This window comes from Kitasatospora sp. NPDC056181, assembly GCF_042266225.1.
In the GTDB taxonomy this organism is placed as follows: domain Bacteria; phylum Actinomycetota; class Actinomycetes; order Streptomycetales; family Streptomycetaceae; genus Kitasatospora.
This window is the reverse complement of sequence record NZ_JBHJUK010000019.1, coordinates 63644-88435: the sequence shown is the minus strand read 5'-3', so window position 1 is coordinate 88435 and position 24792 is coordinate 63644. Positions and strand designations below refer to the sequence as shown.

The window sequence follows — 24792 nt, the reverse complement described above, 5'->3', positions numbered from 1 at the left end:
GTTGGCGGCTGCGGCGAGCTCTGCCGGCGGGGCGAAGCGCCGCTCCTCCTTGAGCAGGTTGGCCAGGCTCTCGTTGCTCAACGCGCACTCCTCATCGAGTCATGATCGGGGTCATTCCCGTGCGTGGGGATTGTCCCGTGTGTCCCAGCGCACAGCTCACCAGGCGAACAGGTCAGTTGACAAGAGGCTCCGGTGAATTGGTGTAGACCTTTGATCGAGATTCGAACGAGATGGCAGAAGGATCGGTCGGGCGGATGGGTGGGCCCGTACCCCTGCCCGCCAGGTGGGGCACGGGCTCGACCCTCAGGCGGCCAGTCGGGGATCGCCCCCGGTGCCGGTCGCGGTGGCGGCTTCCAGGCCTGTCATGCCGACCTGTTCGATTTCGTTCACCCGCTCGGGCGTGTCGCACGGCGCGGGGCCCGCCGCCGCGGCGTCGAGAGCCTCGACCGGGCTGAACCTGCCGCTCTCCCGGTCCAGGACGTAGGCCTGGGCGGTGGCGAAGTCGAAGTACATCCCGACCAGCCGTAGCGTGCCCTCGGCGACCCGACGCTCCACTGCGGGGTTGGCCAGCAGCTGGTCCAACTGCTGGACCACGTTGGTGATGCAGAGCTGCTCGACCAGGTCGACCACCGGCCGGGCCGTGAACTCGGCGGGGGCGCGGCGCAGGCGGTCGAGCGAGCCGCGGCCGTTGCGCAGCCAGCGGGTCAACGCGGTCGGCGGCCCCGGCTGCTCGTGGATTCCGTCCAGCAGGGCCTTCATCGCGCCGCAGCCGGAGTGCCCGCAGATCGTGATGGACCGCACCTCCAGCGCCTCGACGGCGTACTGCACCGCGGCGGCCACCGAGTCGTCGGCGGCGCCGGGCTCGAAGGGGGCGGGCACCAGGTTTCCGACGTTGCGCACGGTGAAGAGGTCACCCGGGCCGCTGTTGGTGATCATGCTGGTGACCATCCGCGAGTCCGCGCAGGTCAGGAAGAGCTGGGAGGGCGTCTGACCTTCGCGGGCCAGCCGGGCCAGTTCGGGGCGGATCAGCGGGGCCGTGTGCAGCTGGAACCCGCGCAGGCCGTCCAGCAGCCGGCCGTGCGGATCCTCCTGCTGCTCGATGCAGTGGTGACCGACCCAGGGCGTCCACGCCCGGCAGCGGTGCGGGCCGGGGGAGCTGCCCGTCCGGATCGTCCCGTCCGGGTCGAGGACCTCGTCGTCCTGGCGTCGCGTCACCATCGACACGCGGCCGCCGGCCGCCTGGTGGCCGGAGCGCCAGCTGTGCAGCGTCTCGTACGCCGCGTGGTCCAGGAAGGAGCCGTCGTGGACGACCGTGACATCGGCGGTGGCGGGGATGCCGGCCAGCGCACGGCTCAGCCGGGGCACCGCGGCGAAGGTGAGCGGGCCGTGCGTCTGCACCGTGACCGAGCCGTCGGGGCCGGTCAGGACGTCCACATGGGCACGGGTCAGGCGGTAGAGCGCGAGCAGGACGGCCGTCGCGGCGCCCAGCGCCACGCCGAGCAGCACGCCGAGCAGCACCACGCCCAGCACGGTGGCGAGGTAGACCGGGAACTCGCGGTGCCGGTGCACCTTGCGGATGTGCGCGAAGCTCACCATCTGCAGGCCGACGACGAGGACCAGGGCGGCGAGCGCGGAGAGCGGGATCTTGCGGAGGCCACCGGTGAGTGCCAGGGCCGCGGCGAGCACCCAGGCGCCGTGCAGGATCGAGGACCACCGGCTCTGCGCACCGGCCCGGACGTTGGCCGTGCTGCGCACCGCACCCCCGGCGATCGGCAGCCCGCCGAGCAGTCCGCTGATCATGTTGGCGATGCCCTGGCCGCGCAGCTCGCGGTCGAGGTCCCCGGTGCGGTGCGACATTCGGTCGATCGCGACGGCGGAGAGCAGGGACTCCACGCTCGCCACCGCGGTGACGGTCAGCACGGCGGCCAGGATCGCGGCGAGCGGCCCGTGCGGCAGGTCGGGGACGAGGTCGTGCGGCTGCCAGGCCGGCAGTTCGACCCGGGTGAGGTGCAGGCCGAGGGTCATGGAGAGCGCGGTTGCGGTGGCGACGGCCGCCAGCGGGCCCGGCACCTTGGCCAGCCGGGCACCGAACTCCCCGGCCCTGCCGGGGAGTCGGCCGAGCCGCGGCCAGCCGAGCAGTACGGCGGCGGTGAGCGTTCCGATGGCCAGCGCGGACGGGTGCGGGCCCGCCAGCTGCTTCGGCAGTGCGAGCAGATTGGCCAGCGCCGAGCTCTGCGGGGAGCCGCCGAGGACGACGTGCAGCTGCGCGATGGCGATGGTGAGGCCGATGCCCGCCAGCATGCCGTGCACGATGGCGGGCGAGACGGCGAGTGCCGTGCGGGCCACCCGGCGGACGCCGAGCAGGAGTTGGAGCAGTCCGGCGGCGAGGGTGATGGCGCAGGTGGCCTGCCAGCCGTACTGGGTGATCAGGCCGGCGGTGATGACGGTCAGTGCGGCGGAGGGGCCGCTGACCTGGAGTGGAGTGCCGCCGAAGAGGCCGACCACGATCCCGCCGACGGCCGCCGCCGCAAGGCCGGCGGTCAGCGGGGCACCGGTGGCCAGGGCGATGCCCAGGGAGAAGGGCACGGCGATCAGGAAGACCACCAGGGAGGCCGAGAGGTCCTGCGCCCACCGGGCGCGGGAGTGCGGGCCCGGCGGGGCGTGGTCGGTGGTGTCGGAGGCGATGGGTGCGCTGGAGATGTCGAGGGTCATTGTCTTCCCGTCTGTCCGGGGGAACGAACGCAGTCAGGTCCGGTGGTGAGTCCGGTTGTGGGGCTCGGGGGAGCCGGATCGGCTGTCGTGGGTCGCGACGGTGTGGCGGGATGGCGTGGGCGCGGCGGGGAGTGCGGGTGTCACCGGCCGGGCCGTGGACCATCAGCGGGCCTCAGGGAGGCAAGGGACGGCCATGCCTCTGAGAGGACCATCAAGACTCGGTAAACCGAGAGTAATGAAAGCTTTGCACAGCGTCATCTCGAACGGTAGGGCTGAAGCCCTTCATTCACCCCATTGGGTGGTAGTCGAACTGACGGGAATCTGCTGACACCGGCCGGAGCGGACGGGGGCGGACGAGGGGCGACGAGGGGCGGTCCGGGTGCGGCCCCGGGATCGGTGTCGCGCGCAGAAACGGGCTGCGGCCTCCCTCCGGGTGGAGGAAGGCCGCAGCCCGTCCGGTGACTCGCGCGGCGGCGTCCGCCGTCAGTGGTGCGCGCCGGCCGTGGCGGGCTGCTCGCCGCCGAGCACGAACCCGTGGTCCACCTGGGTGGCGAGGTCGATGCCGACCTTGGCGTTGGCCCAGCTCTCGGCGTTGCGGAGGTGGAAGAGGACGGCCTGCTCGGTGTAGCGGCGGGCGTCCCTCCGGTCGTGGGCGGCGTCGGCTTCGGCGCGCAGCTGCTCCAGTACCGCGCGGTTGCCCGGCTCCAGCGTCCGCAGCGGCGGTTCGGCGCCCTGCTCCAGCCGGCGCACCCAGTCGGAGTGGCCGAAGGTGGTCAGCAGGTCGTCGCCGACCTCGCGGCGGAGGAAGTCCAGGTCGTCCGGGCCCTGCACCTTGTTGCCGATCACCCGCAGCTGGACGCCGAAGTCGCGGGCGTAGTCCTTGTACTGGCGGTACACCGAGACGCCCTTGCGGGTCGGCTCGGCGACCAGGAAGGTCAGGTCGAACCGGGTGAACAGTCCGGAGGCGAAGGAGTCGGAGCCCGCCGTCATGTCGGTGACCACGTACTCGTCCCGGCCGTCGACCAGGTGGTTGAGCAGCAGCTCGACCGCGCCGACCTTGGAGTGGTAGCAGGCGACCCCGAGATCATCCTCGGTGAAGGCGCCGGTCGCCAGTAGCCGGACCGATCCTTCGTCCAGCGCGATCGGCCGGGCGCAGGCCGCGTACACCGGGTTCTCCTCGACGATCCGGAGCAGGCGCGAGCCGGTGCCGGGCGGCGTGGTCTTGATCATCTCCTCGGCGGACCGGATCAGCGGGTTGCTGCCGCGGAGGTACTCCTTGATGGCCGGCAGGTAGCCGCCGAGCGAGGGCAGTTCCGCCGCCTGGCCGTCCGTCAGGCCCAGTGCGGGGCCGAGGTGCTGATTGATGTCGGCGTCGACGGCGATGACCGGGCGGCCCGCGGCGGCCAGGTGGCGGATGAACAGGGCGGACAGCGTGGTCTTGCCGCTGCCGCCCTTGCCGACGAAGGCGATCTTCATCTGGGACTCCGGCTCTTGATCTGGGGCCCGTGCGCGGGGCCGCTTGCCCGATGCCTCGTCGGACGCGTCCGCGCCGCTCTGCCGGTGCCGCTTCCGCCCTGTGCCGAGGCCGACGATATCCAGAGTTGGAAATCGTTATCGTCTCCGATAGTGCTCATGCTATCCAGGGTTTCGGGCTCCCCGTCGGAGGGGAGTGAGGATTGCCTCTAACGGGTGATCCGGGGTTGCTGTTCCGGGAGGGGCCCCTCTTTCATTACTCTCGGGTAGGTGAGCACTGGAACAGATCCCCTCGCCCCGCTGGCCCAGCTCCCCGGGGTGCCCGACGCGGTGGCCGAGGTGCGCAAGGCCGTCGACCGCCTCTACGGGCACCGGGTGATGCGCCGCCGCGCGGCCGAGGTCACCTCCGAGTCCGCCCTGCGCGGCGCCCGCGCGTCGGCGGCCCTGGCCGGGGCGGACTGGCCGCTGGAGGAGGTCCGGCGCCGCAGTGACTTCAGCGCCGACCCGCAGTCGCGCACGGTCGGCGCCGCACTGCGGATCGCCGCCGAGTCCGGTCAGCTGCTGAGCGTCTGGCGGCACTCGCCGCTCCAGGTGCTGGCGCGGCTGCACCTGCTGGCGGTCGGTGACGCCGATGCGGCCGCGGGGCGGCCCCGGCGCGCCGGTGAGGCCGCCGAGGAGCTGTTCCCGCTGGAGCTCAAGCCGGTGGAGAGCGTCGAGGCCGACCCGGCCGCGGGCACGCTGGTGCCCGCCCTGCCGCCGGCCCCCGGCGCCGAGGAGGTCGCCGCGCGGCTCGACCAGCTCTCCCGGCTGCTGGTCGCCCGCGCCGAAGGGCAGGGCGTGGGGACGCCGGCCCTGGTGGTGGCCTCGGTGGTGCACGGGGAGCTGCTCGCGCTGCGGCCGTTCGGCTCGCACAACGGCGTGATCGCACGGGCCGCGCAGCGGATCGTGCTGCTCGCGGAGGGGCTCGACCCGAAGTCGATCTGCCCGGCCGAGGTCGGTCTCGCCGAGCTCGGAACCGACGCCTACCGGCGTGCGCTGGCCGGCTACCTGGCGGGGACCGAGGAGGGCATGGCGGCCTGGATCGGCCACTGCGGGCGGGCGCTGCGGCTCGGCGTGCGGGAGAGCACGGCGGTCTGCGAGGCGATGCAGCGCGGCATGGTCTGACCGGCGCTTCGGGGGCCGGGGTCCGACCCACGGGCTGGACCCGGCCTGCTGCCGGGCGGCGGCCGGTCCTGCCGGGTCCTACCGTCGGGCCGGTCTCCCGGCGCCGGGCGGGGTCGCCGCCGGAGCGGGCCCGGACAGCGAGATGCGGCGGCACCTGATCCTGCCGGGTGCCGCCGCTGGTACAGGTACCGGGTGACCAAGCATGCACCGGAAGTGCCCATCAGACGGGGATCCTGCCCGTTCGTCTGGTGCGGCGGCCCGACAGCGGGTCGGCTGCATGTGGGTGCTCGGTTATCTGTACGCGGTCCGTGGGGCCTGAACTGCGTTGTCGGTTTGACCTCTTCGGGTCCTGACCGGGTCTCGCGGGCCGTGCTTCATTTGTATCGCGTTTCGGGCGAAAGGGGAACCCGAAACGAGAAGTCTTCGGCTTTTGCCCGTTTTGGCCCAAACAGTGTTGGTTGCATCCGTTGTGTGCGGCTCGCCCTCCCGCCGGGACGGGAGGGCGTCAGGGCGGGCGGCTGCTCAGGGGGCCGGGCGGCGGCGCCGCGCCGCGTACCAGATCACCCCGGCGGTCAGCACCGCCGTGCCGATCGCCACCGCGGTCAGCACCGAGCGGCTCGGTGCGGAGAACTCCGGGAGCCGCCGCCGCAGTTCCACCGGGCGGTCGAAGACCAGCACCGGCCACTCGCGGGCCACCGCCTCCTTGCGCAGGGCGCGGTCCGGGTTGACGGCGGACGGGTGGCCCACCGCCTCCAGCAGCGGCAGGTCGGTGGACGAGTCGCTGTAGGCGTAGCACTCGGCGAGGTCGTAGCCCTCGGACTCGGCCAACTCCCGGATGGCGGCGGCCTTGTTCTCGGCGTAGGCGTAGTACTCGATCTCGCCGGTGTAGCAGCCGTCCTCGATCTTCAGCCGGGTGGCGATCACGTGGTCCGCGCCGAGCAGCGCTCCGATCGGCTCGACCACCTCGGAGCCGGAGCTGCTGACGATGACCACGTCGCGCCCGGCCGCATGGTGCTGTTCGATCAGCGAGGCGGCCTCGTCGTAGATGATCGGGTCGATCAGGTTGTGCAGGGTCTCGGCGACGATCTCGCGGACCTGCTGGACGTTCCAGCCCCGGGTGAGCGCGGAGAGGTACTCGCGCATCTTCTCCATCTGGTCGTGGTCCGCTCCGCCGACCAGGAAGACGAACTGGGCGTAGGCGCTGCGCAGTACGGCCCGACGGTTGATCAGGCCGCCCTGGTAGAAGGGCCGGCTGAAGGCCAGGGCGCTCGACTTGGCGATGATGGTCTTGTCGAGATCGAAGAAGGCCGCCGTCCGGGGGCCGGCCGGGCGCGGACGGGCGACCGGGGGCGTCGGCGCGGCGTTCCCGGCCTGCGCGGCGGGCCCGGCGGTGGAGTCCGGGGACTTGTCGGCGTACTCGTCGGCGTTCTCGGTGGTGTCCACGGGAACCGAGGATAGAGGGCTCCGCAAAACACCCCGCCATTCGGCGTACTCGCGGGCGTGCGGGTTTGTGTTTCTGGCCGCTCGGGTACACCATGGAAGTCACGGATCGTTCGCGACCGTGCTAACCCGGTCCGGCTCCTCCCCCCCGAGTCGGGCTGTGGATAGACGACCCCCGCTCTCCCCCCCGGCGGGGGTCGTCGCACGTCCGGGGCCATTTTCAGGGCTTGAACGGCTTCTGCGGAGCATGCTGCGCCCGGCCCGCCCCGTGTCTACAGGGGGTGTCGGGGCCCGGCCCCACCAATCCACTTTCGTCACTCTGTGTTGCCGGTTACTCAAGGCCACGCGTGGTCCGGACGAGGTCCGCAAGAGGCGCGGAAGAGCCCCCGGAGAGGTCGCGGAGGGATTCCGGAGAGTCTCCGGAGAGGGGGCGGGGAGGTCCGGAGAGCGTCCTTCCGGGGCCAGACCGAGGCCGGCCGTCTTCCCGCCCGGGCTGTGCCGGTTCTTCCCGGTGAGGCCGTTCCGTCAATTCTTTGCTCAATAGCCCCCCGCCCGGGTGAACGAAGTTATCCACAGCCCCGAGTTGTCCACAGGCATTCGGAACCCGGCTGACGGAATCCGGATCACCCCCCACCGTGATGGACGGCAGCGGTTGCCGGGCACCTCGAATTGGGCGCTCCCGGCCGGCCGCCTGCCGGACCCATCCGGACGTGTGCCCGTGCCGCTTCGCGCGGACGGGCACCGCACAGGGGAGAGCGCCATGTCGACACCGATCACCGGCCACGCCGCCGCCCACGGACCGGAGGCCACCGGCCCGCTCGTCGTCACCGAGGACGAGGGCCTGGCCGAGCACCTGTTGCGGCTCTGCGCGGCCGCAGGCACCGAACCCCGGCTGATCCGGGGCGCCCCGCCACCGCGCGGGCTCTGGGAGGGCTCGTCGCTCGTGCTGGTCGGGGACGACCAGGCCGAGCGGTGCGCCGGGCTCCCCCGCCGTACCGGGGTCCTCCTGCTCGGGCTGGACCTGGACGACCCCGGGGTCTGGGTCAGGGCCGTCCAACTCGGCGCCGAGCACGTGCTGTTCCTGCCCGACGCCGAGGCCTGGCTGCTCGACCGGATCGCCGACGCCGCCGAGGGAGTCGGCACACCGGCGCTGACCGTCGCGGTGCTCGGCGGCCGGGGCGGGGCCGGTGCCTCCACCCTGGCCTGCGCGCTCGCGGTCACGGCCGCGCGTACCGGGCGGCGGACCATGCTCGTCGACGGTGATCCGCTGGGGGGCGGGCTCGACGTCCTGCTCGGGGGCGAGACGGCCGGCGGCCTGCGCTGGCCGGACCTGGCCGGCTCGCGCGGACGGGTCAGCGGAGCCGAGCTGGCCAAGGCGCTGCCGGTGCTGAAACGGCTGACCGCGCTGTCCTGCCTGTCCTGGGACCGCGGCGACACGCTCGCCGTGCCGCCCGAGGCCATGCGTAGTGTGCTGGCCGCCGCCCGGCGGCGCGGCGGGCTGGTCGTGGTCGACGTGCCGCGCCACCTCGATCCGGCGGCCGGACAGGCGTTGGAGCAGTCCGACACGGCACTGCTGGTGGTGCCGGCCGAGCTGCGCGCGGTGGCCGCCGCCGACCGGGTCGCGGCGTCCGTCCGGATGCGGCTCGACGACGTCCGGATGGTGGTGCGCCCGTTGCGGCCGTTCGGGATCCCGGCCCACCGGATCGCGCGGGGACTGCGGTTGAGGCTCGCCGGAGAGCTGGAGGCGGAGCCGGGGCTGGCCGCCGACGTCGAGCAGGGTGTGCCGCCCGGGATCCGGGAGAACGGCCCGCTGGCCCGATTCTGCGAAACCTTCCTGGAAGAGGTGCTGCCGCCGGTTCCGGCGGTCGGAGGAGGTGTCTACTGATGGTCCGTCTGCGGAGAACAGGCAGTGCGGCCGGTGCTGGTTCCGGCGGCCGTGGCGGTGGTGTGCGGGAGCTCCGCCTGCTCAAGAGCGTTTCGGCGTCGGGCGGGCCGCCGGGGCCGGGCTCGCGGCCGGAGCCGCCGCCGTACGGGCGGACGGCCCGGGAGGAGCACACGACGGCGCTGGTCGACGCCGTCCGGCTGAGGTTGGCGGAGTCCGGGGCACCGCCGACCGCCGGGTCCGTCGCGGCGGCGCTGCGGGCCACCAGGCCGCCACTCGGCGGCGACGAAGTCCTCGCCACCGTGCGGTCGTTGCGGGCCGAGCTGGTGGGCGCGGGCCCGCTGGACCGGTTGCTGGCCGCGCCGGACGTCACGGACGTACTGGTCAACGGCCCGGACGAGGTCTGGGTCGACCGGGGCGGCGGGCTGCGGCGGGCCACCGGTGTCCGTTTCGCCGACGCCGAGGCGGTCCGGAGGCTGGCCCACCGGCTCGCCACCGCCGCCGGGCGCCGACTGGACGACGCCAGGCCCTGGGTGGACGCTCGGCTGCCGGACGGCACCCGGCTGCACGCGGTGCTGCCGCCGATCGCCGGCGGCTGCACCCACATCTCCCTGCGGGTCTGCCGGCCCCGCCCGTTCACGCTCGACGAGTTGGTGGCCGGCGGGGCGCTGCCCGCAGCCGGTGCCGAGCTGCTGGCGGGCATCCTGCGGGCGAGGCTCTCCCTGCTGATCAGCGGCGGGACGGGGACAGGCAAGACGACCCTCCTGGCGGCGCTGCTCGGGCTGGTCGGGCCGGACGAGCGGATCGTCGTCGTCGAGGACTCGGCCGAGCTGCACCCGGCCCACCCGCACGTGGTCCGGTTGCAGAGCCGCCCGCCCAACCAGGAGGGGCTGGGCGAGCTGACCCTGCGCGACCTCCTCCGGCAGGCCCTGCGGATGCGCCCGGACCGGCTGGTCGTCGGGGAGGTCAGGGGAGCCGAAGTCTCGGATCTGCTGGCCGCGTTGAACACGGGCCACGAAGGCGGGTGCGGCACGGTTCACGCGAACACGGCGGCGGACGTGCCGGTCCGGCTGGAGGCGCTCGGCTCGCTCGCCGGGCTGGACCGGCCGGCCCTGCACAGCCAGCTCCGGGCCGCGCTCGATCTGGTGGTGCACCTGGTCCGGGAGCCGGCCTCCGGACGGCGTCGCGTCGCCGAGATCCACACGCTGGCCGGCGACCGCGACGGGATGGCCGTCACCACACCGGCGGTGACCTTCGCGGCGGACGGCACCGTACTCCCGGGCGAGGGCTGGGATCGGCTGCTCCGGCTGCTGGCGGCGCGCGGGGTGACGCTCGCGGACGGGCCGCCGTGACGGTGGCGCGGGCGGAGGTCCTGTTCGTCCTGCTGCTCTGCGGCTGCATGGTGGGTGCCCTGGCCCTGCTCGGGCCATGGCGGAGGAAGGCTGAAGGGAAGGGTGGAGGGTGAGATGACGAAGGATCAGCTGGCGCTGTGCTGGGTGGCGGTGCTCTTCGCGGTGGCGCTGGCCGGGTGGTGCGCGCTGGAGCGGGCGGCGTCGGGCGCTCGCAGACGCACGCTTCTGCCGGCCGGTGACGGCGTCGGGGGAGACGGCGGCAGCGGGGAGTCGGGCGGTCGTCGATGGCCGGTGGCAGCCGGCCCCGGATGGTGGCCGCTACGCCGGCCGGGCCGGCCGGCGCCGGAACTGCTGCTGGTTCCGGTGGGGTTGGCGGCGGGAGCGTCGACCGGCTCGCCTGTTCCGGTGCTGGCGGCCGCCCTGGCCTTCCTTCCTCTGCGGCGTTGGCGGCAGCGCCGCAGGGTGGCGGCAGAGGCCCGTCGGCGGGCGGCGGCCATCATCGACCTCTGTGCGGGGCTCGCAGGGGAGTTGAGGAGCGGTTCGACGCCCGAGCAGGCGCTGCACGTGGTGACGACGCGCATCGCCGCAGACCGCGAGGTCCTGCGCCGGATCGGCGAGGAGCCGGTGGCCCGGCTGGCGGCCGGCCGGTACGGCGGGGACGTCCCGTTGGCGTTCCAGTTGCTCGCCGAGCTGCCGGGTGGCAGCGGGGCGACCGCGATCGCCGCCTGCTGGCGGGTCACCGCCGACGGCGGATCGGGCCTGGCGGCCGGCCTGGACGGGGTTGCTGAGGCGCTGCGCGGGGAGCAGGCGCTGGCCGAGGAGATCACCGCGGAGCTGGCGGCCCCGCGGACCACGATCGCCGTCCTGGCGGCGCTCCCCGTCGTTGGGCTGCTGCTCGGGGTGGCGCTCGGAGCCCGGCCGGTGGCCGTCCTGCTCCACACCCCCGCCGGGCTGGCCTGCTTGGCGGGCGGGGCGGCGCTGGAGGGGCTGGGCCTGGCGTGGACGGCGCGGATCGTCCGGGCGGCGGCGCGAGGGGCTCTGGAGGAGCCTGCGTCCGGTGAAGAGGCTGCGGCTGCGGAGGTCGGGTGGCGGTGCGGCATCTCGCGTACGAAGGCGCGGCAGGCGCGGCCGAGCGGGTCGTTCCGGGCGGAGGTGATGTCGACATGAGGTGGGGAGCCGAGGGGGCCGGCCTGGTGCCGGCGCTGGCAGCGGGAGTGCTGTTCCTGCGTCGTGGGGCAGCGCGTCGGGCGGGGCACCGGCGGTCGGCTGCCTGGCTCCCGGCGAGGGAGCGGGAGCCGGGTCCTCGCAGGTGGGGCGGACGTGGCTGGAGGGCCCACCGTCCCCCGGCGACGCCGACGGCGAGAGCGGCGACGACGCGGGCGGCAGTGTCCGGCGGCTCGGGGCGTGCGCAGCGCGTGGCGCTCGCGGCCGCCGGGGGCCTCGGCGCGGCGGTGGCACTGGGCGGTGGTGCCGGAGTGGCGGCGGGTGCCCTGCTGGCCGTCGTGTTGTACCGGTGGCTGCCCCGGGCGAGGTCTCCGGACGAACGGCGGGCCGCGCTGGAGGAGGAGCAGCTCACCCGGCAGCTTCCGCTCACCGCGGAGCTGCTGGCGGCCTGCCTCGGTTCGGCGGCCTCACCTGCCGTGGCGCTGGCGGCGGTCGGTCGGAGCGTCGGTGCCCCGATGGGGCCGCGACTGGTGGCGATTGCGGCCGAACTGGCCCTGGGGGCACCGCCGGAGGTCTGCTGGACCAGGCTGGGCGAGGAGCATCCGACGCTGGCGCCACTGGCCCGCTGTCTGGTCCGGACGAGCCTCAGCGGGGCCCCCGCGTCCGGGCCGCTGATCGGGTTGGCGCACGGTCGGCGGACGGCAGCCGCCCGTATGGCGCACGCCCGGGTCCGTCGGGCCGGGGTCCTCGCGACGGCGCCGTTGGGGCTCTGCTTCCTCCCGGCGTTCGTCCTGATCAGCGTCGTCCCGGTGGTCATCGGACTCACCACCCGCTTCGCGCAGGACATGTGAGCGGGCGGCGGGAACGCGTGGGGCCCCGCGGAACGGCACATCAACCATCAATCACCCCAGGAGGGATCCATGACCGCAGTGATCACGGCCAGGCTCGGCGACCCGCGTCTCGGTCGGCGCCCGTACGAGTTGTGCCGACGTCGGGGCCGGTGGGTGGTCGGCCGGGTCCGGAGGTCGGCCCGGATCAAGGACAGGTCGGACGCGGGGATGACCACGGCCGAGTACGCGGTCGGAACTCTCGGGGCCTGTGCGCTGGCGGCCGGGCTGTACAAGGTGGTGACCAGCCCGGCCATGCTCGGTGCACTGGCCGAGCTCCTGGACCGGGCGCTCCATGCGACGTGACGGTTCGTCATCGGGGCGGCTGCGGTGGATCCGTCGGTGCTCCGGGTGCTTCCGCGCTCGGGACGGGGGCAGGGTCGGGGGCGGGGGCCGGGACCGGGACGGGGTTCGTGGCCGTCGTCGAGGCGATGCGGGCTTCGTCACGGCCGAGACGGCGGTCGCCCTGCCGGCGCTGGTGCTGCTCGCCGTGATGCTGATCTGGGGCGTGCTCGCGGCGGGCGCGCAGATCCGCTGTGTGGACGCGGCGCGCGTGGGCGCCAGGGCGGCCGCGCGCGGGGAGGCGGATGCCGCCGCGGCGGCCCGCGCGGCGGCCCCGCCCGGGGCGGAGGTGCGGATCGCGGTCGCGGCCGACACCGTCCGGGTCACGGTGGACGCGCCGTCGGCGGCGCCGGGCCGTTTCGGCTCGCTGCTCTCGGTGCGCCTCGGCGCGGCCGCGGTGGCAGCCCGGGAGGACACGCTGGAGGGCGGAGGAGGAGGTGGCCCGTGGCCGTCCTGACGCCGGTTGCGCGTGCCGCGGCGGCGGTACGGCGAGTGGCGCGGGCCCGCACCGCCCGGGCGGTGGCGGCAGGGCGCGGGGCCGACGCCGGGTCCGCGACGGTGTGGCTGGTCGCGTTCGCGGTCCTCGGGTGTGCGGCCTTCACGGCGGTGCTCTCGGTGGGAGCGGTGGTCGGCGCCCGGCACCGGGCGGAGTCGGCCGCCGACCTGGCGGCCCTCGCGGCCGCCGACCGGCTGCTGCTGGACGTGGACGGCGGGTGCGGGCGGGCGGCCGGGATCGCCGCCGCGCAGGCGGCCACCGTGGTGTCCTGCACGGTTGACCGGGAGGCGGACGCCGTCGAGGTGGTGGCGGAGGTCCGGGTCGGCGGGCTGCCCGTGCGGCTGCCGGTGGGACCGGCCCGCGCACGGTCCCGTGCCGGTCCGGTCCGCGCGACGACCGCGTCGGCAGCCGCCACGGCGGGTGCCGACGCGGACGCCGGCCTCACCGGGACGGCGGGCGGCTCATGAGCCCTCAGCGCCCCCGGCCTCGTCGGTGGCTCCCGCCGCTCCGGTCTCCCCGCGCGGGGTGTCCCCGGGCACCGGCCCCGTTGCGGAGCTCGCCCCCGGCCCGGACCCCAGCCCCGCCCCTGTCGCGGACCCCAGCGCCGGCCCGGGCCCGGCCTCGTCCACCGCCGCCGGTGCGCCGGCGAGCAGGATGTCCAGGAGCCGGACGGCGGCCGCCTTGTCCAACGGGTCGTTGCCGTTGCCGCACTTGGGCGACTGCACGCACGAGGGGCAGCCGCGCTCGCACTCGCAGGCGGCGATCGCCTCCCGGGTGGCCGTCAGCCACTGGACGGCCCGTCGGAAACCGCGTTCGGCGAAGCCGGCCCCGCCGGGGTGGCCGTCGTAGACGAACACGGTGGGCAGCTGGGTGTCGGGGTGCAGCGGCACCGACACACCTCCGATGTCCCAGCGGTCGCAGGTGGCGAACAGCGGCAGCAGGCCGATGGAGGCGTGTTCGGCGGCGTGGGCGGCCCCGGGGAGCTGGTCGGGCGGGATGTCCGCGTCGAGCAGCTGATCCTCGGTGACGGACCACCAGACCGCCCGGGTGCGCAGGGTGCGGGGCGGCAGGTCGAGCTTGCTCTCGCCCATGATCTCCCCGGTGGAGATCCGCTTGCGGAGGTAGCCGACCACCTGGTTGACCACCTCCACCGAACCGAAACTGAGCCGGCCCTCGCCCCACTCGACGGAGGTGTCGGTGGAGAGCACGGAGATGGAGGTGATGTCCCGCGCGGCCGTCGTGTAGGGCGGGTCGGCCGGTTCGACCAGGGCCACCGAGGTCTCCAGGTCGAGGTCGCGGACGAGGTAGCTGCGCCCCTGGTGCAGGTGGACGGCGCCGGTGTGGACGGTGGTGTGGGCGGCGGAGGCGTCCACCGTGCCGAGCAGCCGCCCGGTCGGGGCCTCGACGATCTGGACCGGGCTGCCCCCGCTTCCGCGCAGGTCGACGGCGTCGGCGGCCCGTTCGCGGCGGGTCCAGTACCAGGCCTCGCCGCGGCGGCGGAGCAGTCCGCGGCGTTCCAGGACGGGCAGCAGCGGTCCGGCGGAGGGGCCGAACAGCTCCAGATCCGCATCGGTGAGCGGCAGCTCTGCGGCGGCTGCGCACAGGTGGGGGGCGAGGACGTGCGGGTTGTCGGGGTCGAGCACGGTGGCCTCGACGGGGGTGGCGAACAGGGCCTCCGGGTGGTGCACCAGGTAGGTGTCCAGCGGGTCGTCGCGGGCGATCAGGACGGCGAGCGAGCCCTGGGCCTCGCGTCCGGCCCGTCCGGCCTGCTGCCACAGCGAGGCCCGGGTGCCCGGGTAGCCGGCCATCAGGACGGCGTCGAGTCCGGAGACGTCGACGCCGAGTTCGAGGGCGGAGGTGGAGGCGAGGCCGAGGAGCCGGCCGGTGTGCAGGTCGCGTTCGAGGGCCCGGCGTTCGTCGGCGAGGTATCCGCCGCGGTAGGCGGCCACCCGGTCGGCGAGCGGTCGGCCGAGCTGGTCCTGGGTCTGCAGCGCGACGAGCTCGGCGGCGCGGCGTGAGCGGACGAACACGACGGTGCGGGTCTGCCGCTCGACCAGGTCGGTCAGCAGGTGGGCGGCCTCGGCCGTGGCCGTCCGTCGGACGGGTGCGCCGTGCTCGCCGACGTTCTCGGTGAGCGGCGGCTCCCAGAGGCCGAAGACCATCGGGCCGCGCGGTGAGGCGTCCTCGGTGACCGCCTCGGCCGGCACCCCGGTGAGCCGGTGGGCTGTGGTGGCCGGTTCGGCGGTGGTGGCCGAGGCGAGCAGGAAGGTGGGTGAGGAGCCGTACCGGGCACAGATCCGGCGCAGCCGCCGCAGCACCTGGGCGACGTGCGAGCCGAACACGCCCCGGTAGCTGTGGCACTCGTCCACCACCACGTAGCGCAGGGTCTTGAGGAAGGAGGACCAGCGGGCATGGGCGGGCAGGATGCCGCGGTGCAGCATGTCCGGGTTGGTGAGCACGTACGAGGCGTACTGGCGGACCCACTCGCGCTCCTCGGGCGGGGTGTCGCCGTCGTAGAGGGCGGCCCGGACCCTGGGCGGGGCGAGTTCGGCGGCACGCCGGCGCTGGTCGGCGGCGAGCGCCTTGGTCGGGGCCAGGTACAGCGCGGTGGCGCCGCGGCCGTTGCGGGCCTCGGTGCCGTCCAGCAGGTCGCTGAGCACCGGAGCCAGGTAGCCGAGCGACTTGCCCGAGGCGGTGCCTGTGGCGATCACCACGGAATGGCCGCTTTTGGCCAGATTCATCGCCTCTGCCTGGTGGGCCCAGGGCCGTTCCACACCGAGGTCCCGGGCGGCGGACGCGATCTCGGGCCGGATCGAGTCGGGCCACGGTGAATAACGGGCAGGTCGGGCGGGAAGGTGCTCCGTATGGGTGAGCCGGTCCGACCGCCCCCGGGTGGTGGACAGGGTCGTGAGCAGTGCCTCGGGCAGGCTGTGACGGGGCGGCATGAGGACCCAGTGTGTCACCGGCGTGACGGAGAATCGTTGTAAGCCATCGTGCGGGCATGGTCGCAGGTGGTTGAATGTGGCCGTGACGGCCGTACGGCCGGGGGTCGCAGCGCTGAGGCTTGCCACGCGTTCGCTGGGCGTGCCCGGGGCTCGCGACCATGCGGTGGCGGCCGTCCGGCCGAAGATCGCAATGACGTAGCAAGGCAAGGTGCTGGAGGTTCCGTGGACCTGTCCCTGTCGACCCGTACAGTCGGCGATCGCACGGTCGTCGAGGTTGGCGGCGAGATCGATGTGTACACCGCCCCGAAGCTGCGTGAGCAGTTGGTCGAGCTCGTCAACGACGGCAACTACCACCTCGTCGTCGACATGGAGGGCGTGGACTTCCTCGACTCGACCGGTCTGGGCGTGCTGGTGGGCGGTCTGAAGCGAGTGCGGGCCCACGAGGGCTCGCTGCGCCTGGTGTGCAACCAGGAGCGCATCCTGAAGATCTTCCGCATCACCGGCCTGACCAAGGTCTTCCCGATCCACACCTCGGTGGACGACGCGGTCAACTCGACCGACTGACGCGGCCGGGCCGGTCCCTGTGCCGGCCCGCCCGATCCATGCGTCCGGTACGCCGGGGCCCTGAGCGGCCCCGGCGGCCCGGGACGCCTCAGGGCCGGTGGAGACCGGCCCGCAGGGGCCGCATGCCCGGCCCCGGTCGGACACCCCGAGGGGGAGAAGATGGCAACCGTCGAACTTCGATTCAGTGCGCTTCCCGAGCACGTGCGTACGGCCCGGCTGGTCGCCGCGGCGGTCGCGAGACGAGCCGGGGTCGACGAGTCGGTGCTCGACGAGGTGCGCCTCGCCGTGGGTGAGGCGTGTTCCCGTGCCGTCGGCCTGCACCAGCGCGGTGGCATCACCGGCGCGGTCCGGGTCGCGCTCACGGACCAGGAGAAGCGTTTCCTCATCGAGGTCGAGGACGAGGCGGGCCCCGCCACCGTCCCGAGCCCTGGCGCGGCCGAAGGAGAGGATCCGGGCGAGGACACCCTGGGCCTCGCGGTCATCACCGGTCTGGTCGAGGACCTGGAGGTCACCAACGGAGCCGAAGGCGGCCTGATCCGGATGAGCTGGCCGGTCTCGGTCGACGCGGTGGCGGTCTGAGGCGGTTCCGCCCCGGCGGCACAGCCTTCCTCAGTCCCTCAACACTCAGCTCCTCGGCCTCTCGGCTCCTCGGCTTCTCGGCCCCTCTGGGGCACGGCCGCGGGCTGCGTTCCTCCGGTGCGTCGTGCCGTGGTGCTCCGAGTCGGCGCCGGGTGAATCGGGGCTCCCGGACGTCCGCTTCGCGGGCATGCTTTGACAAATTGTTGAATCCGGCGGTTCGCTGCTCTCGGCACGACCGGGTCCGATCGGTGATCGGACCTGTCGTAGAAGAGGGAACCCATGCGGATACGCATTCTGTGGCCGGCCGGTCAGGTGACCGCCACGTTGGCGACCACGCCCACCTCCGAGGCGCTCTGGGCCGCGCTGCCGGTCAGTTCGTCGGCGAACACCTGGGGTGAGGAGGTCTACTTCGACACCCCGGTCAGCATGCCGAGGGAGCCCGACGCCCGGCAGGTCGTCGAGCCCGGCACGGTGGCGTTCTGGACGGACGGCGACAGCCTCGCGCTCCCGTACGGCCCGACGCCGATCTCGCGGGACGGGGAGTGCCGGCTGGCCAGCCCGTGCAACGTCCTCGGCGTGCTGGACGGGGACGCCCAGGTGCTGCGCACCGTCCGGCCGGGCGACCCGATCAGGGTCGAGCGGGCCTGAAGCGCACCTGAAGCCCACCCGAGGCGCACCCAAGGCGCACTCGACGCGCACCTGAAGAGGGCCCGGGCCGGGGCCGGGAACGGGCGGGAACCGGGAGCGGGTCGGCGGCCGTGTAGGTTCGCAGTTCGACGACCGAAGACGACCGAAACCGAAAGGCCTCTCCCGGTGAACAAGCGACTGCTGGCCGTACCCGCGCTCGGCGCGCTGCTTGCGTTCGGCGCCGTCGGCTGCGGCGACGACAACAGCAAGCAGCTGGAGTCCTGGGCGACGAGCGTCTGTGGCGCGGCCAAGGACCCGATCGCCCAGGCGCAGACCGCGCTCGCGGACACCGGACAGGTGAAGACCGGCGAGGCGCCGGCCGACCTGCAGAAGCGGCTCTCCGCGGACATCGGGCGGCTGGCCAAGACCAACCAGGACATCGCCGCGGCCATCGACTCCGCCGGGGCCCCCAAGGTGGACGACGGCGCGAACCTGCAGAAGGACACCGTCACCGAGCTGAACAAGGCCGCGGACGGCTACCTCGACGTCCAGAAGAAGCTGGACGGCCTGTCCAACGCGGACCAGGGGAAGTTCGCGGACGGGCTGCGCAGCGTCGCCGACCAGGTGCAGCAGTTGGCCTCGCTCTCCACCCAGGCCCAGGCCAAGCTCCAGCGCGGCGAGCTCGGCGCCGCGATGGCCAAGCAGGAGGGCTGCAAGCCCGGTACGGCCGGCGCGGCCCCGACCGCCGGGGCGAGCGGCTCGGCGGGTGCGAGCGGTTCCCCGGCGGCGGGCGGCGCGACCGGCACGCCGGCCCCGGGAACGCCCGCCCCGGGCTCCACGGACACGGCGAGCCCGGCCGCCGGTGCCACGGCCACGGCCACCGGTGCCGCATCGACCGGGTCGGCCCCGGCCACCCCGTCCGCCCCGGCCCCCTCGGCGAGCTGAGGCCGACGCGGCGCGCGGAGGTCTGAACCGGACCGGACCGGACCGGACCGCCGCGCTCCGGGCCCCGCGGTCCGGACCGGCACGCTCCGGGCCTCCGTGGTCCTGGCCCCAAGGGGTCCGGACTGCCACCTTCCGGGCCATTGCGCCCCTGCCGGCTCCTCGGTCGGCGGGGGCGTTTCCGTCACTGTCGTAGCAGCGCCGTCGCCCTGTCCGGACGAGAAGCCGCCCGGACAGGGGGAGCGGTTCGCGATGAGCGGCGGGCCGGGGCGGCGGGCCGGGGTGGCGGGGCGCTGCGGGTGGGCGGAAAGGCCGCGTCGGACGGCCGGGCGGGCGGGCGGTGCCTGCGGCCCGGGGGACAATGGCGGGGTGATCAGTAGCCCCGTTCTCGACCCGACCCGCCTCGCCAAGCTGCGCGAGGCGCTGCTCGCCGCCTCGTTCACCGCCGACGGCTGCCTCGACCTGCTCGGGCCCACCGGGTACGCGGCGCTGGCCCGCAGCGAGGCCGTGCCGGCCCTGCGCGCGACCCGCGGCGGCACGCCGCTGGAGACGCTGGTGCGGCTGTTCCTGCTCCAGCAGCCCGTGCCGTACCGGGCGGCCGCCGCCGCTCTGCCGGTCGAGGACTGCCTGGCCGACGGCTGGCTGCGCCCGGACGGCGACCTGGTCCGGGCCACCGTGGACGTCCGCCCGTACGCCAACGAGGTCGCTGGGCTGCCGAGTTCGGACGCCTGGGTCGTCTCCGACCTCGGCTGTGCGGTCGGCGGCGCGGGCGGGATCGGCTCCGGCGAGACCGCGCACGGCGTGGCCCGCAAGGACCTGGTGCTCGGCGTGGGCGGCGCGTCCACCACGCTGGCCAACATCACCGTGCGCCGGCCGGTCCGGGCCGCCCTGGACCTCGGTTCGGGTTCGGGCGTGCAGGCGCTGCACGCCGCCCGGCACGCCCAGCGGGTCACCGCGACCGACCTCAACCCGCGCGCGCTGCGGTTCACCGAACTGACGCTCGCGCTCTCCGGGTTCGAGAACACCGAGGCCGCGACCGGCAGCCTCTTCGAGCCGGTCGGCGACCGGCGGTTCGACCTGATCGTCTCCAACCCACCGTTCGTGATCTCGCCCTCGGGCCGGTTCACCTACCGCGACGGCGGGATGGCCGGCGACGACCTCTGCCGCAGCCTGGTCCGCTCCGCCGCCTCCCACCTGGAGCCCGGCGGCTACTGCCAGCTGCTCGCCAACTGGCAGCACGTCAAGGGCGAGGACTGGCACGAGCGGCTGGCCGGCTGGGTGGCCGGCACCGGCCTGGACGCCTGGGTCGTCCAGCGGGAGGTCCAGGACGTCTCCCAGTACGCCGAGTTGTGGCTGCGTGACGGTGGCGACCACCGCGGTCCCGGCGGCGACTACCAGGCCCGGTACGGCGAGTGGCTGGACGCGTTCGAGGCGGGCCGGGTCGAGGGCATCGGGTTCGGCTGGATCACGCTGCGGGCGGGCGGCGCCGAGCAGCCGACCGTTCGGGTGGAGGAGTGGCCGCACCCGGTCGAGCAGCCGCTCGGCCCGCACATCGAGGAGTGGTTCGCCCGGCAGGACTTCCTGCGCACGCACGACGACGCGGCGCTGCTCGCGGCCCGGTACGTGCTGGCCGACGAGGTGGTGCAGGAGCAGGTCGGCGCGCCCGGCGCGGAGGACCCGGAGCACGTGATCCTGCGGCACAACCGGGGCATGCGGCGGGCCACCAAGGTGGACACGGTGGGCGCCGGGTTCGCCGGGGTCTGCGACGGGACGCTGTCGGCGGGCGAGATCGTGGACGCCATCGCGCAGCTGCTCGGCGAGGACCGGGTGGTGCTGCGGGACCGGGTGCCGGAGTCGCTGCGACTGCTCACCGAGCAGGGGTTCATCCAGCCCGCCGGCTGAGCACCCGGGGCCGGGCCGGTCGAGCACCGGCCCGGTCGGCTCAGCGCCCGGCGTCGGGCCGGCCGGCCACCCCTGCCCCATCACGCCTGCCCGGCCATCCCTGGTCGGCCGCCCCTGCCCGTGATCTCCCCTGGCCACCCCTGCCCAGCTGAGGTCGCCCGGGCCCCTGCGGGCTGCCCGGCCCGGGCCCCGGCCCCGACGCGGCCCCGGCTCCGACCGGGCTCGCTCGGGGCGCGGGCCCGGTTCATCTCTCCGTAGTCCCTGCTTCGCCCGTCGGTCGCCGAACAGCTGCCCCTCGTTGGCCCCCGGCTGTGAGGCTCTGTCCACAGGCTGTGGACAGAGCTGGGGGCGCAGGGGTGGAGACGACGACCGCGACGGTGGGCGGCGCGGTGCTCGCGCTGTTCGGCGGCGCGCTGCTGCTCTGGTGCGCCGCCGAAGTACGCCTTCGCCACGGTGTGCGCCGCCGGGGCATACCGGCGGTGGCCACCGTGGTCGCGGAGTCGGACACCCACGGCGAACTCGACAGCTCGCCGCTGCTCACCTTCTCCGCGCCGGCCGCGATCGGCGGTCCCGGTGCGGCGCGCCGGGCCGAGGTGGTGCTCACCCGGCCGCGCGGCCACACCCCGCTGCGCCGTCCGCCGCGCTTCTCGCCCGGCACGTCCGTCCGCATCTCCTACGACCCGCGTCGGCCGAGCCGGGTGGTGCTGGCGGCGGCGGAGACCGGCGGTGTCGTCGTGACGGACCTGCTGTGGACGGCGCTGGGCGTCGGCTGCCTGGCTGCGGGCGCCGCCCTGCTGGCCGCCGCCACCACCAACTGAGGCGCCGGCTAGGCGCCGGTCAGGCGCCGGCCGACCCCGGGGCCCGGCGTCCCGAACCGGCCACGCCGCCTGATTCCGGCCACCTGGTCAGGCGGCGGTCCGGTCGTGGTCGTGCGGCCGTTCGGCCGAGGTCGGGCCCCGGTCCGATGGCGGTCCGCCGGGGACAGGCCCGGTCCGGCCCGGTCCGACCGCGGCGCTCGCCGGACCGGTCCCGAAGCGCCCCCGGCACCCCCTACCACCAGCCCGGTCGCCGGGCGCCGATTTTCCGTTGACAGATTTTGAAATCCGTCATTCCATCCTTCGGAACCCGCCGAAGCCCCCCTCCACGGGGCGCGATCCTCCATCATCGGGTTACCGTTCGAGTGGCGTCGGTCGGCCTTGCCGGTGAAAAAGCAGGATCCGTCCGTTTGACAAGGGTGGCCGGGGTACGGTCACACTCCGCTGGTGGGGTCGTCGTACAGCGGCTGCCCCGGGACGGTGGAAGGGGTCGGGCGGAGCGCAGCCCGTGCTGCCGGCGCCGACCAGCTCACATAACGACCGGGAGAGAAGAGCGAAGGTGTCCCCGAGCAGCGAGACCGCGCACGGACAGCGACTCGTCATTGTCGAGTCGCCGGCCAAGGCGAAGACGATCAAGGGCTACCTGGGCCCCGGCTACATCGTCGAGGCGAGCGTCGGGCACATCCGCGACCTGCCCAGCACGGCGGCCGAGGTGCCGGACAAGTACACCGGCGAGGTGCGCCGCCTCGGCGTGGACGTCGACCACGACTTCGCCCCCATCTACGTGGTCAACGCGGACAAGAAGTCCCAGGTCAGCAAGTTGAAGTCGCTGCTCGCGGAGTCCGACGAGCTCTTCCTCGCCACCGATGAGGACCGCGAGGGCGAGGCCATCGCGTGGCACCTCCAGCAGGTGCTCAAGCCCAAGGTGCCGGTGCACCGGATGGTGTTCCACGAGATCACCAAGTCGGCGATCCAGGAGGCCGTGGCCAACCCGCGCGAGCTGAACCAGCGCCTGGTCGACGCCCAGGAGACCCGCCGCATCCTCGACCGCCTCTACGGCTTCGAGGTCTCGCCGGTGCTGTGGAAGAAGGTCATGCCGAAGCTCTCGGCGGGCCGCGTGCAGTCCGTCGCGACCCGGCTGGTGGTCGAGCGCGAGCGCGAGCGGATGGCGTTCCGCAGCGCCTCGTACTGGGACCTGGTCGGCACCTTCGGCACCGGCCGCACCCCGGCCGACGCCGCGAACCCGGAGACCTTCGGCGCACGGCTGTCCGCCGTCGACGGCAAGCGGATCGCCAGCGGCCGCGACTTCGGCTCGGACGGCCGGCTCAAGGCCGGCAGCACCAACACCCTGCACCTGGACGAGCAGGCCGCCCGCGCGCTGGCCGCCGCCCTGGAGCAGACCGCGTTCAGCGTCCGCAGCGTCGAGTCCAAGCCCTACCGCCGCTCGCCGTACGCGCCGTTCCGCACCACCACGCTCCAGCAGGAGGCCAGCCGCAAGCTGGGCTTCGGCGCCAAGCGGACCATGCAGGTGGCCCAGAAGCTGTACGAGAACGGCTTCATCACCTATATGCGCACCGACTCGACGACGCTCTCGGACACCGCGATCGCGGCCGCCCGTGCGCAGGTCACCCAGCTCTACGGTGCCGACTACCTGCCGGACGCGCCGCGCACCTACGCCAGCAAGGTCAAGAACGCCCAGGAGGCGCACGAGGCCGTCCGCCCGTCCGGCGACCGCTTCCGCACCCCCGCCGAGACCGGTCTGAGCGGCGACGACTTCCGGCTGTACGAGCTGATCTGGATGCGCACCGTCGCCTCCCAGATGAAGGACGCGGTCGGCCAGTCGGTCACCGTCAAGGTCGGCGGGCGTGCCGCGGACGGCCGGGACGCCGAGTTCTCCGCCTCCGGCAAGATCATCACCTTCCACGGCTTCCTGAAGGCCTACGTCGAGGGTGCCGACGACCCGAACGCCGAGCTGGACGACCGCGAGCGCCGGCTGCCGCAGGTGGCCCAGGGCGACCCGCTGGCCGCCGAGCAGCTCACCCCCGAGGGGCACGCCACCAAGCCGCCGGCCCGCTACACCGAGGCCTCGCTGGTCAAGGAGCTGGAGGACCGGGAGATCGGTCGCCCCTCCACCTACGCCTCGATCATCGACACCATCATCGGTCGCCGCTACGTCTTCAAGAAGGGGACGGCGCTGGTGCCGTCGTTCCTCTCCTTCGCCGTGGTCAACCTGCTGGAGAAGCATTTCGGCCGGCTGGTCGACTACGACTTCACGGCGAAGATGGAGGACGACCTCGACCGGATCGCGGCCGGCGAGGCCAAGTCCGTGCCGTGGCTGAAGCGCTTCTACTTCGGCGAGGGCGAGGGCCACGCGACCGGCGGCGCCGCCGAGGCCGGCAACGGCGACGGCGACCACCTGGGCGGCCTCAAGGAGCTGGTCACCGACCTCGGCGCGATCGACGCCCGGGAGATCAGCTCGTTCCGGATCAGCGACGACATCACCCTGCGGGTCGGCCGCTACGGCCCGTACGTCGAGCGTGCGTCCGCCGTCGAGGGCGAGCCCGGCCAGCGCGCCGACATCCCCGACGACCTGCCGCCGGACGAGCTCACCGTCGAGCTGGCCGAGGAGCTGCTGGCCAGGCCGAGCGGCGACTTCGAGCTCGGCCAGGACCCGGTCAGCGGCAACCAGCTGGTCGCCAAGGACGGCCGGTACGGCCCGTACGTCACCGAGATCCTGCCCGAGGGCACCCCGAAGACGGGCAAGAACGCCGTCAAGCCGCGGACCGCCTCGCTGCTCAAGACGATGTCGCTGGACACCGTCACGCTCGAGGACGCGCTGAAGCTGCTGTCGCTGCCGCGCGTGGTCGGGACGGACCCGGAGGGCGTGGAGATCACCGCGCAGAACGGCCGCTACGGCCCGTACCTCAAGAAGGGCACCGACTCGCGCTCGCTCACCAGCGAGGAGCAGATGTTCACGGTCACCCTGGAGGAGGCCCTGGCCATCTACGCCCAGCCGAAGCAGCGCGGCCGGGCCGCCGCCGCGCCGCCGCTCAAGGAGCTGGGCACCGACCCGGTCAGCGAGCGTCCGGTGGTGGTGAAGGACGGTCGCTTCGGGCCGTACGTCACCGACGGTGAGACCAACGCGACCCTGCGCAAGGACGACGAGGTCGAGACCATCACTCCGGAACGCGGCTACGAGCTGCTGGCGGAGAAGCGGGCGCGCGGGCCGGTGAAGAAGGCGGCGAAGAAGGCCCCGGCGAAGAAGGCCGCCGCCAAGAAGACGGCGACCAAGACCGCGGCGAAGAAGACCGCCACGGCCAAGACCGCGGCCAAGAAGACGACCACGGCCAAGACCGCGACCGCCAAGAAGACGGCGGCCAAGAAGACGGCCGCGAGCAAGACCACCACCACCGACGAGGGCTGACCCCCCGGCCGGCGGCACCGGGCCCGCACCTCCCCTTCCGGAGGTGCGGGCCCGTGGTGTCAGGAGGCGCGGTCCGTTGCCG

Annotated in this window: 19 protein-coding genes; 15 read left to right on the top strand and 4 right to left on the bottom strand. The window is 74.0% G+C overall.

The window, feature by feature from the left end:
- Positions 1-303: 303 nt before the first annotated feature.
- Together ACFC1F_RS10965 and ACFC1F_RS10960 are read right to left on the bottom strand one after the other, a co-directional pair.
- Complete coding sequence (locus ACFC1F_RS10965) at positions 304-2712, bottom strand: SulP family inorganic anion transporter (protein WP_376157197.1); 2409 nt, start codon at positions 2710-2712, stop codon at positions 304-306.
- 483 nt (positions 2713-3195) lie between these two features.
- Complete coding sequence (locus ACFC1F_RS10960; protein ID WP_376157196.1) at positions 3196-4188, bottom strand: ATP-binding protein; 993 nt, start codon at positions 4186-4188, stop codon at positions 3196-3198.
- A 267-nt stretch (positions 4189-4455) separates the two neighbouring features.
- On the opposite strand from ACFC1F_RS10960, the gene ACFC1F_RS10955 reads away from it, so the two are divergent.
- Positions 4456-5349 carry an oxidoreductase gene (locus ACFC1F_RS10955; RefSeq protein ID WP_376157194.1) on the top strand — a complete coding sequence of 298 codons (894 nt, stop codon included), beginning with the start codon at positions 4456-4458 and terminating at the stop codon, positions 5347-5349.
- Positions 5350-5871: 522 nt separating this feature from the next.
- Here ACFC1F_RS10955 and ACFC1F_RS10950 read toward each other — a convergent pair.
- Positions 5872-6792, bottom strand: coding sequence for an HAD family hydrolase (locus ACFC1F_RS10950; protein ID WP_376157193.1), 921 nt, complete (start codon positions 6790-6792; stop codon positions 5872-5874).
- A gap of 757 nt (positions 6793-7549) precedes the next feature.
- Between ACFC1F_RS10950 and ssd the strand changes: the two genes are divergently transcribed.
- From ssd to ACFC1F_RS10915, 7 genes are all read left to right on the top strand, one after another.
- Positions 7550-8674 (top strand): septum site-determining protein Ssd, encoded by a 1125-nt coding sequence (gene ssd / locus ACFC1F_RS10945; RefSeq protein ID WP_376157191.1) that lies wholly within the window; start codon positions 7550-7552, stop codon positions 8672-8674.
- A gap of 62 nt (positions 8675-8736) precedes the next feature.
- Positions 8737-10023, top strand: coding sequence for a TadA family conjugal transfer-associated ATPase (locus ACFC1F_RS10940; protein ID WP_376157190.1), 1287 nt, complete (start codon positions 8737-8739; stop codon positions 10021-10023).
- A gap of 114 nt (positions 10024-10137) precedes the next feature.
- The gene (locus ACFC1F_RS10935) at positions 10138-11190 is read left to right on the top strand and encodes a type II secretion system F family protein (RefSeq protein ID WP_376157188.1); all 1053 of its coding nucleotides are present in this window, start codon (positions 10138-10140) and stop codon (positions 11188-11190) included.
- Positions 11191-11438: 248 nt separating this feature from the next.
- Positions 11439-12038, top strand: a complete 600-nt coding sequence (locus ACFC1F_RS10930; protein ID WP_376157186.1) for a type II secretion system F family protein — start codon at positions 11439-11441, stop codon at positions 12036-12038.
- Positions 12039-12107: 69 nt separating this feature from the next.
- A complete protein-coding gene (locus ACFC1F_RS10925) occupies positions 12108-12380 on the top strand; it encodes a DUF4244 domain-containing protein (RefSeq protein WP_376157184.1) in 273 nt (90 codons plus the stop codon).
- A gap of 172 nt (positions 12381-12552) precedes the next feature.
- Positions 12553-12873, top strand: coding sequence for a TadE family type IV pilus minor pilin (locus ACFC1F_RS10920; protein WP_376157182.1), 321 nt, complete (start codon positions 12553-12555; stop codon positions 12871-12873).
- Entirely contained in the window at positions 12861-13379 is a 519-nt protein-coding gene (locus ACFC1F_RS10915; protein ID WP_376157180.1) for an Rv3654c family TadE-like protein, read from the top strand. Before ACFC1F_RS10920 ends, ACFC1F_RS10915 begins: the two co-directional genes overlap by 13 nt.
- Here the strand turns inward: ACFC1F_RS10915 and ACFC1F_RS10910 are convergent.
- Complete coding sequence (locus ACFC1F_RS10910; protein WP_376157178.1) at positions 13374-15857, bottom strand: DEAD/DEAH box helicase; 2484 nt, start codon at positions 15855-15857, stop codon at positions 13374-13376. The two genes, ACFC1F_RS10915 and ACFC1F_RS10910, sit on opposite strands and share 6 nt — an antisense overlap.
- A 222-nt stretch (positions 15858-16079) precedes the next feature.
- Between ACFC1F_RS10910 and bldG the strand changes: the two genes are divergently transcribed.
- From bldG to topA, 7 genes are all read left to right on the top strand, one after another.
- Positions 16080-16421, top strand: a complete 342-nt coding sequence (gene bldG / locus ACFC1F_RS10905; protein ID WP_148644090.1) for an anti-sigma factor antagonist BldG — start codon at positions 16080-16082, stop codon at positions 16419-16421.
- Positions 16422-16580: 159 nt separating this feature from the next.
- Positions 16581-17000 (top strand): ATP-binding protein, encoded by a 420-nt coding sequence (locus ACFC1F_RS10900; protein ID WP_376157176.1) that lies wholly within the window; start codon positions 16581-16583, stop codon positions 16998-17000.
- 279 nt (positions 17001-17279) lie between these two features.
- Positions 17280-17648 carry a cyclophilin-like fold protein gene (locus ACFC1F_RS10895; protein WP_376157174.1) on the top strand — a complete coding sequence of 123 codons (369 nt, stop codon included), beginning with the start codon at positions 17280-17282 and terminating at the stop codon, positions 17646-17648.
- 165 nt (positions 17649-17813) lie between these two features.
- The gene (locus ACFC1F_RS10890) at positions 17814-18572 is read left to right on the top strand and encodes a small secreted protein (protein WP_376157173.1); all 759 of its coding nucleotides are present in this window, start codon (positions 17814-17816) and stop codon (positions 18570-18572) included.
- A gap of 366 nt (positions 18573-18938) precedes the next feature.
- Entirely contained in the window at positions 18939-20471 is a 1533-nt protein-coding gene (locus ACFC1F_RS10885) for a methyltransferase (protein ID WP_307853494.1), read from the top strand.
- A 356-nt stretch (positions 20472-20827) separates the two neighbouring features.
- Complete coding sequence (locus tag ACFC1F_RS10880) at positions 20828-21289, top strand: DUF3592 domain-containing protein (protein WP_376157171.1); 462 nt, start codon at positions 20828-20830, stop codon at positions 21287-21289.
- Positions 21290-21845: 556 nt separating this feature from the next.
- Positions 21846-24710 carry a type I DNA topoisomerase gene (gene topA / locus ACFC1F_RS10875; RefSeq protein WP_376157170.1) on the top strand — a complete coding sequence of 955 codons (2865 nt, stop codon included), beginning with the start codon at positions 21846-21848 and terminating at the stop codon, positions 24708-24710.
- Positions 24711-24792: the final 82 nt, after the last annotated feature.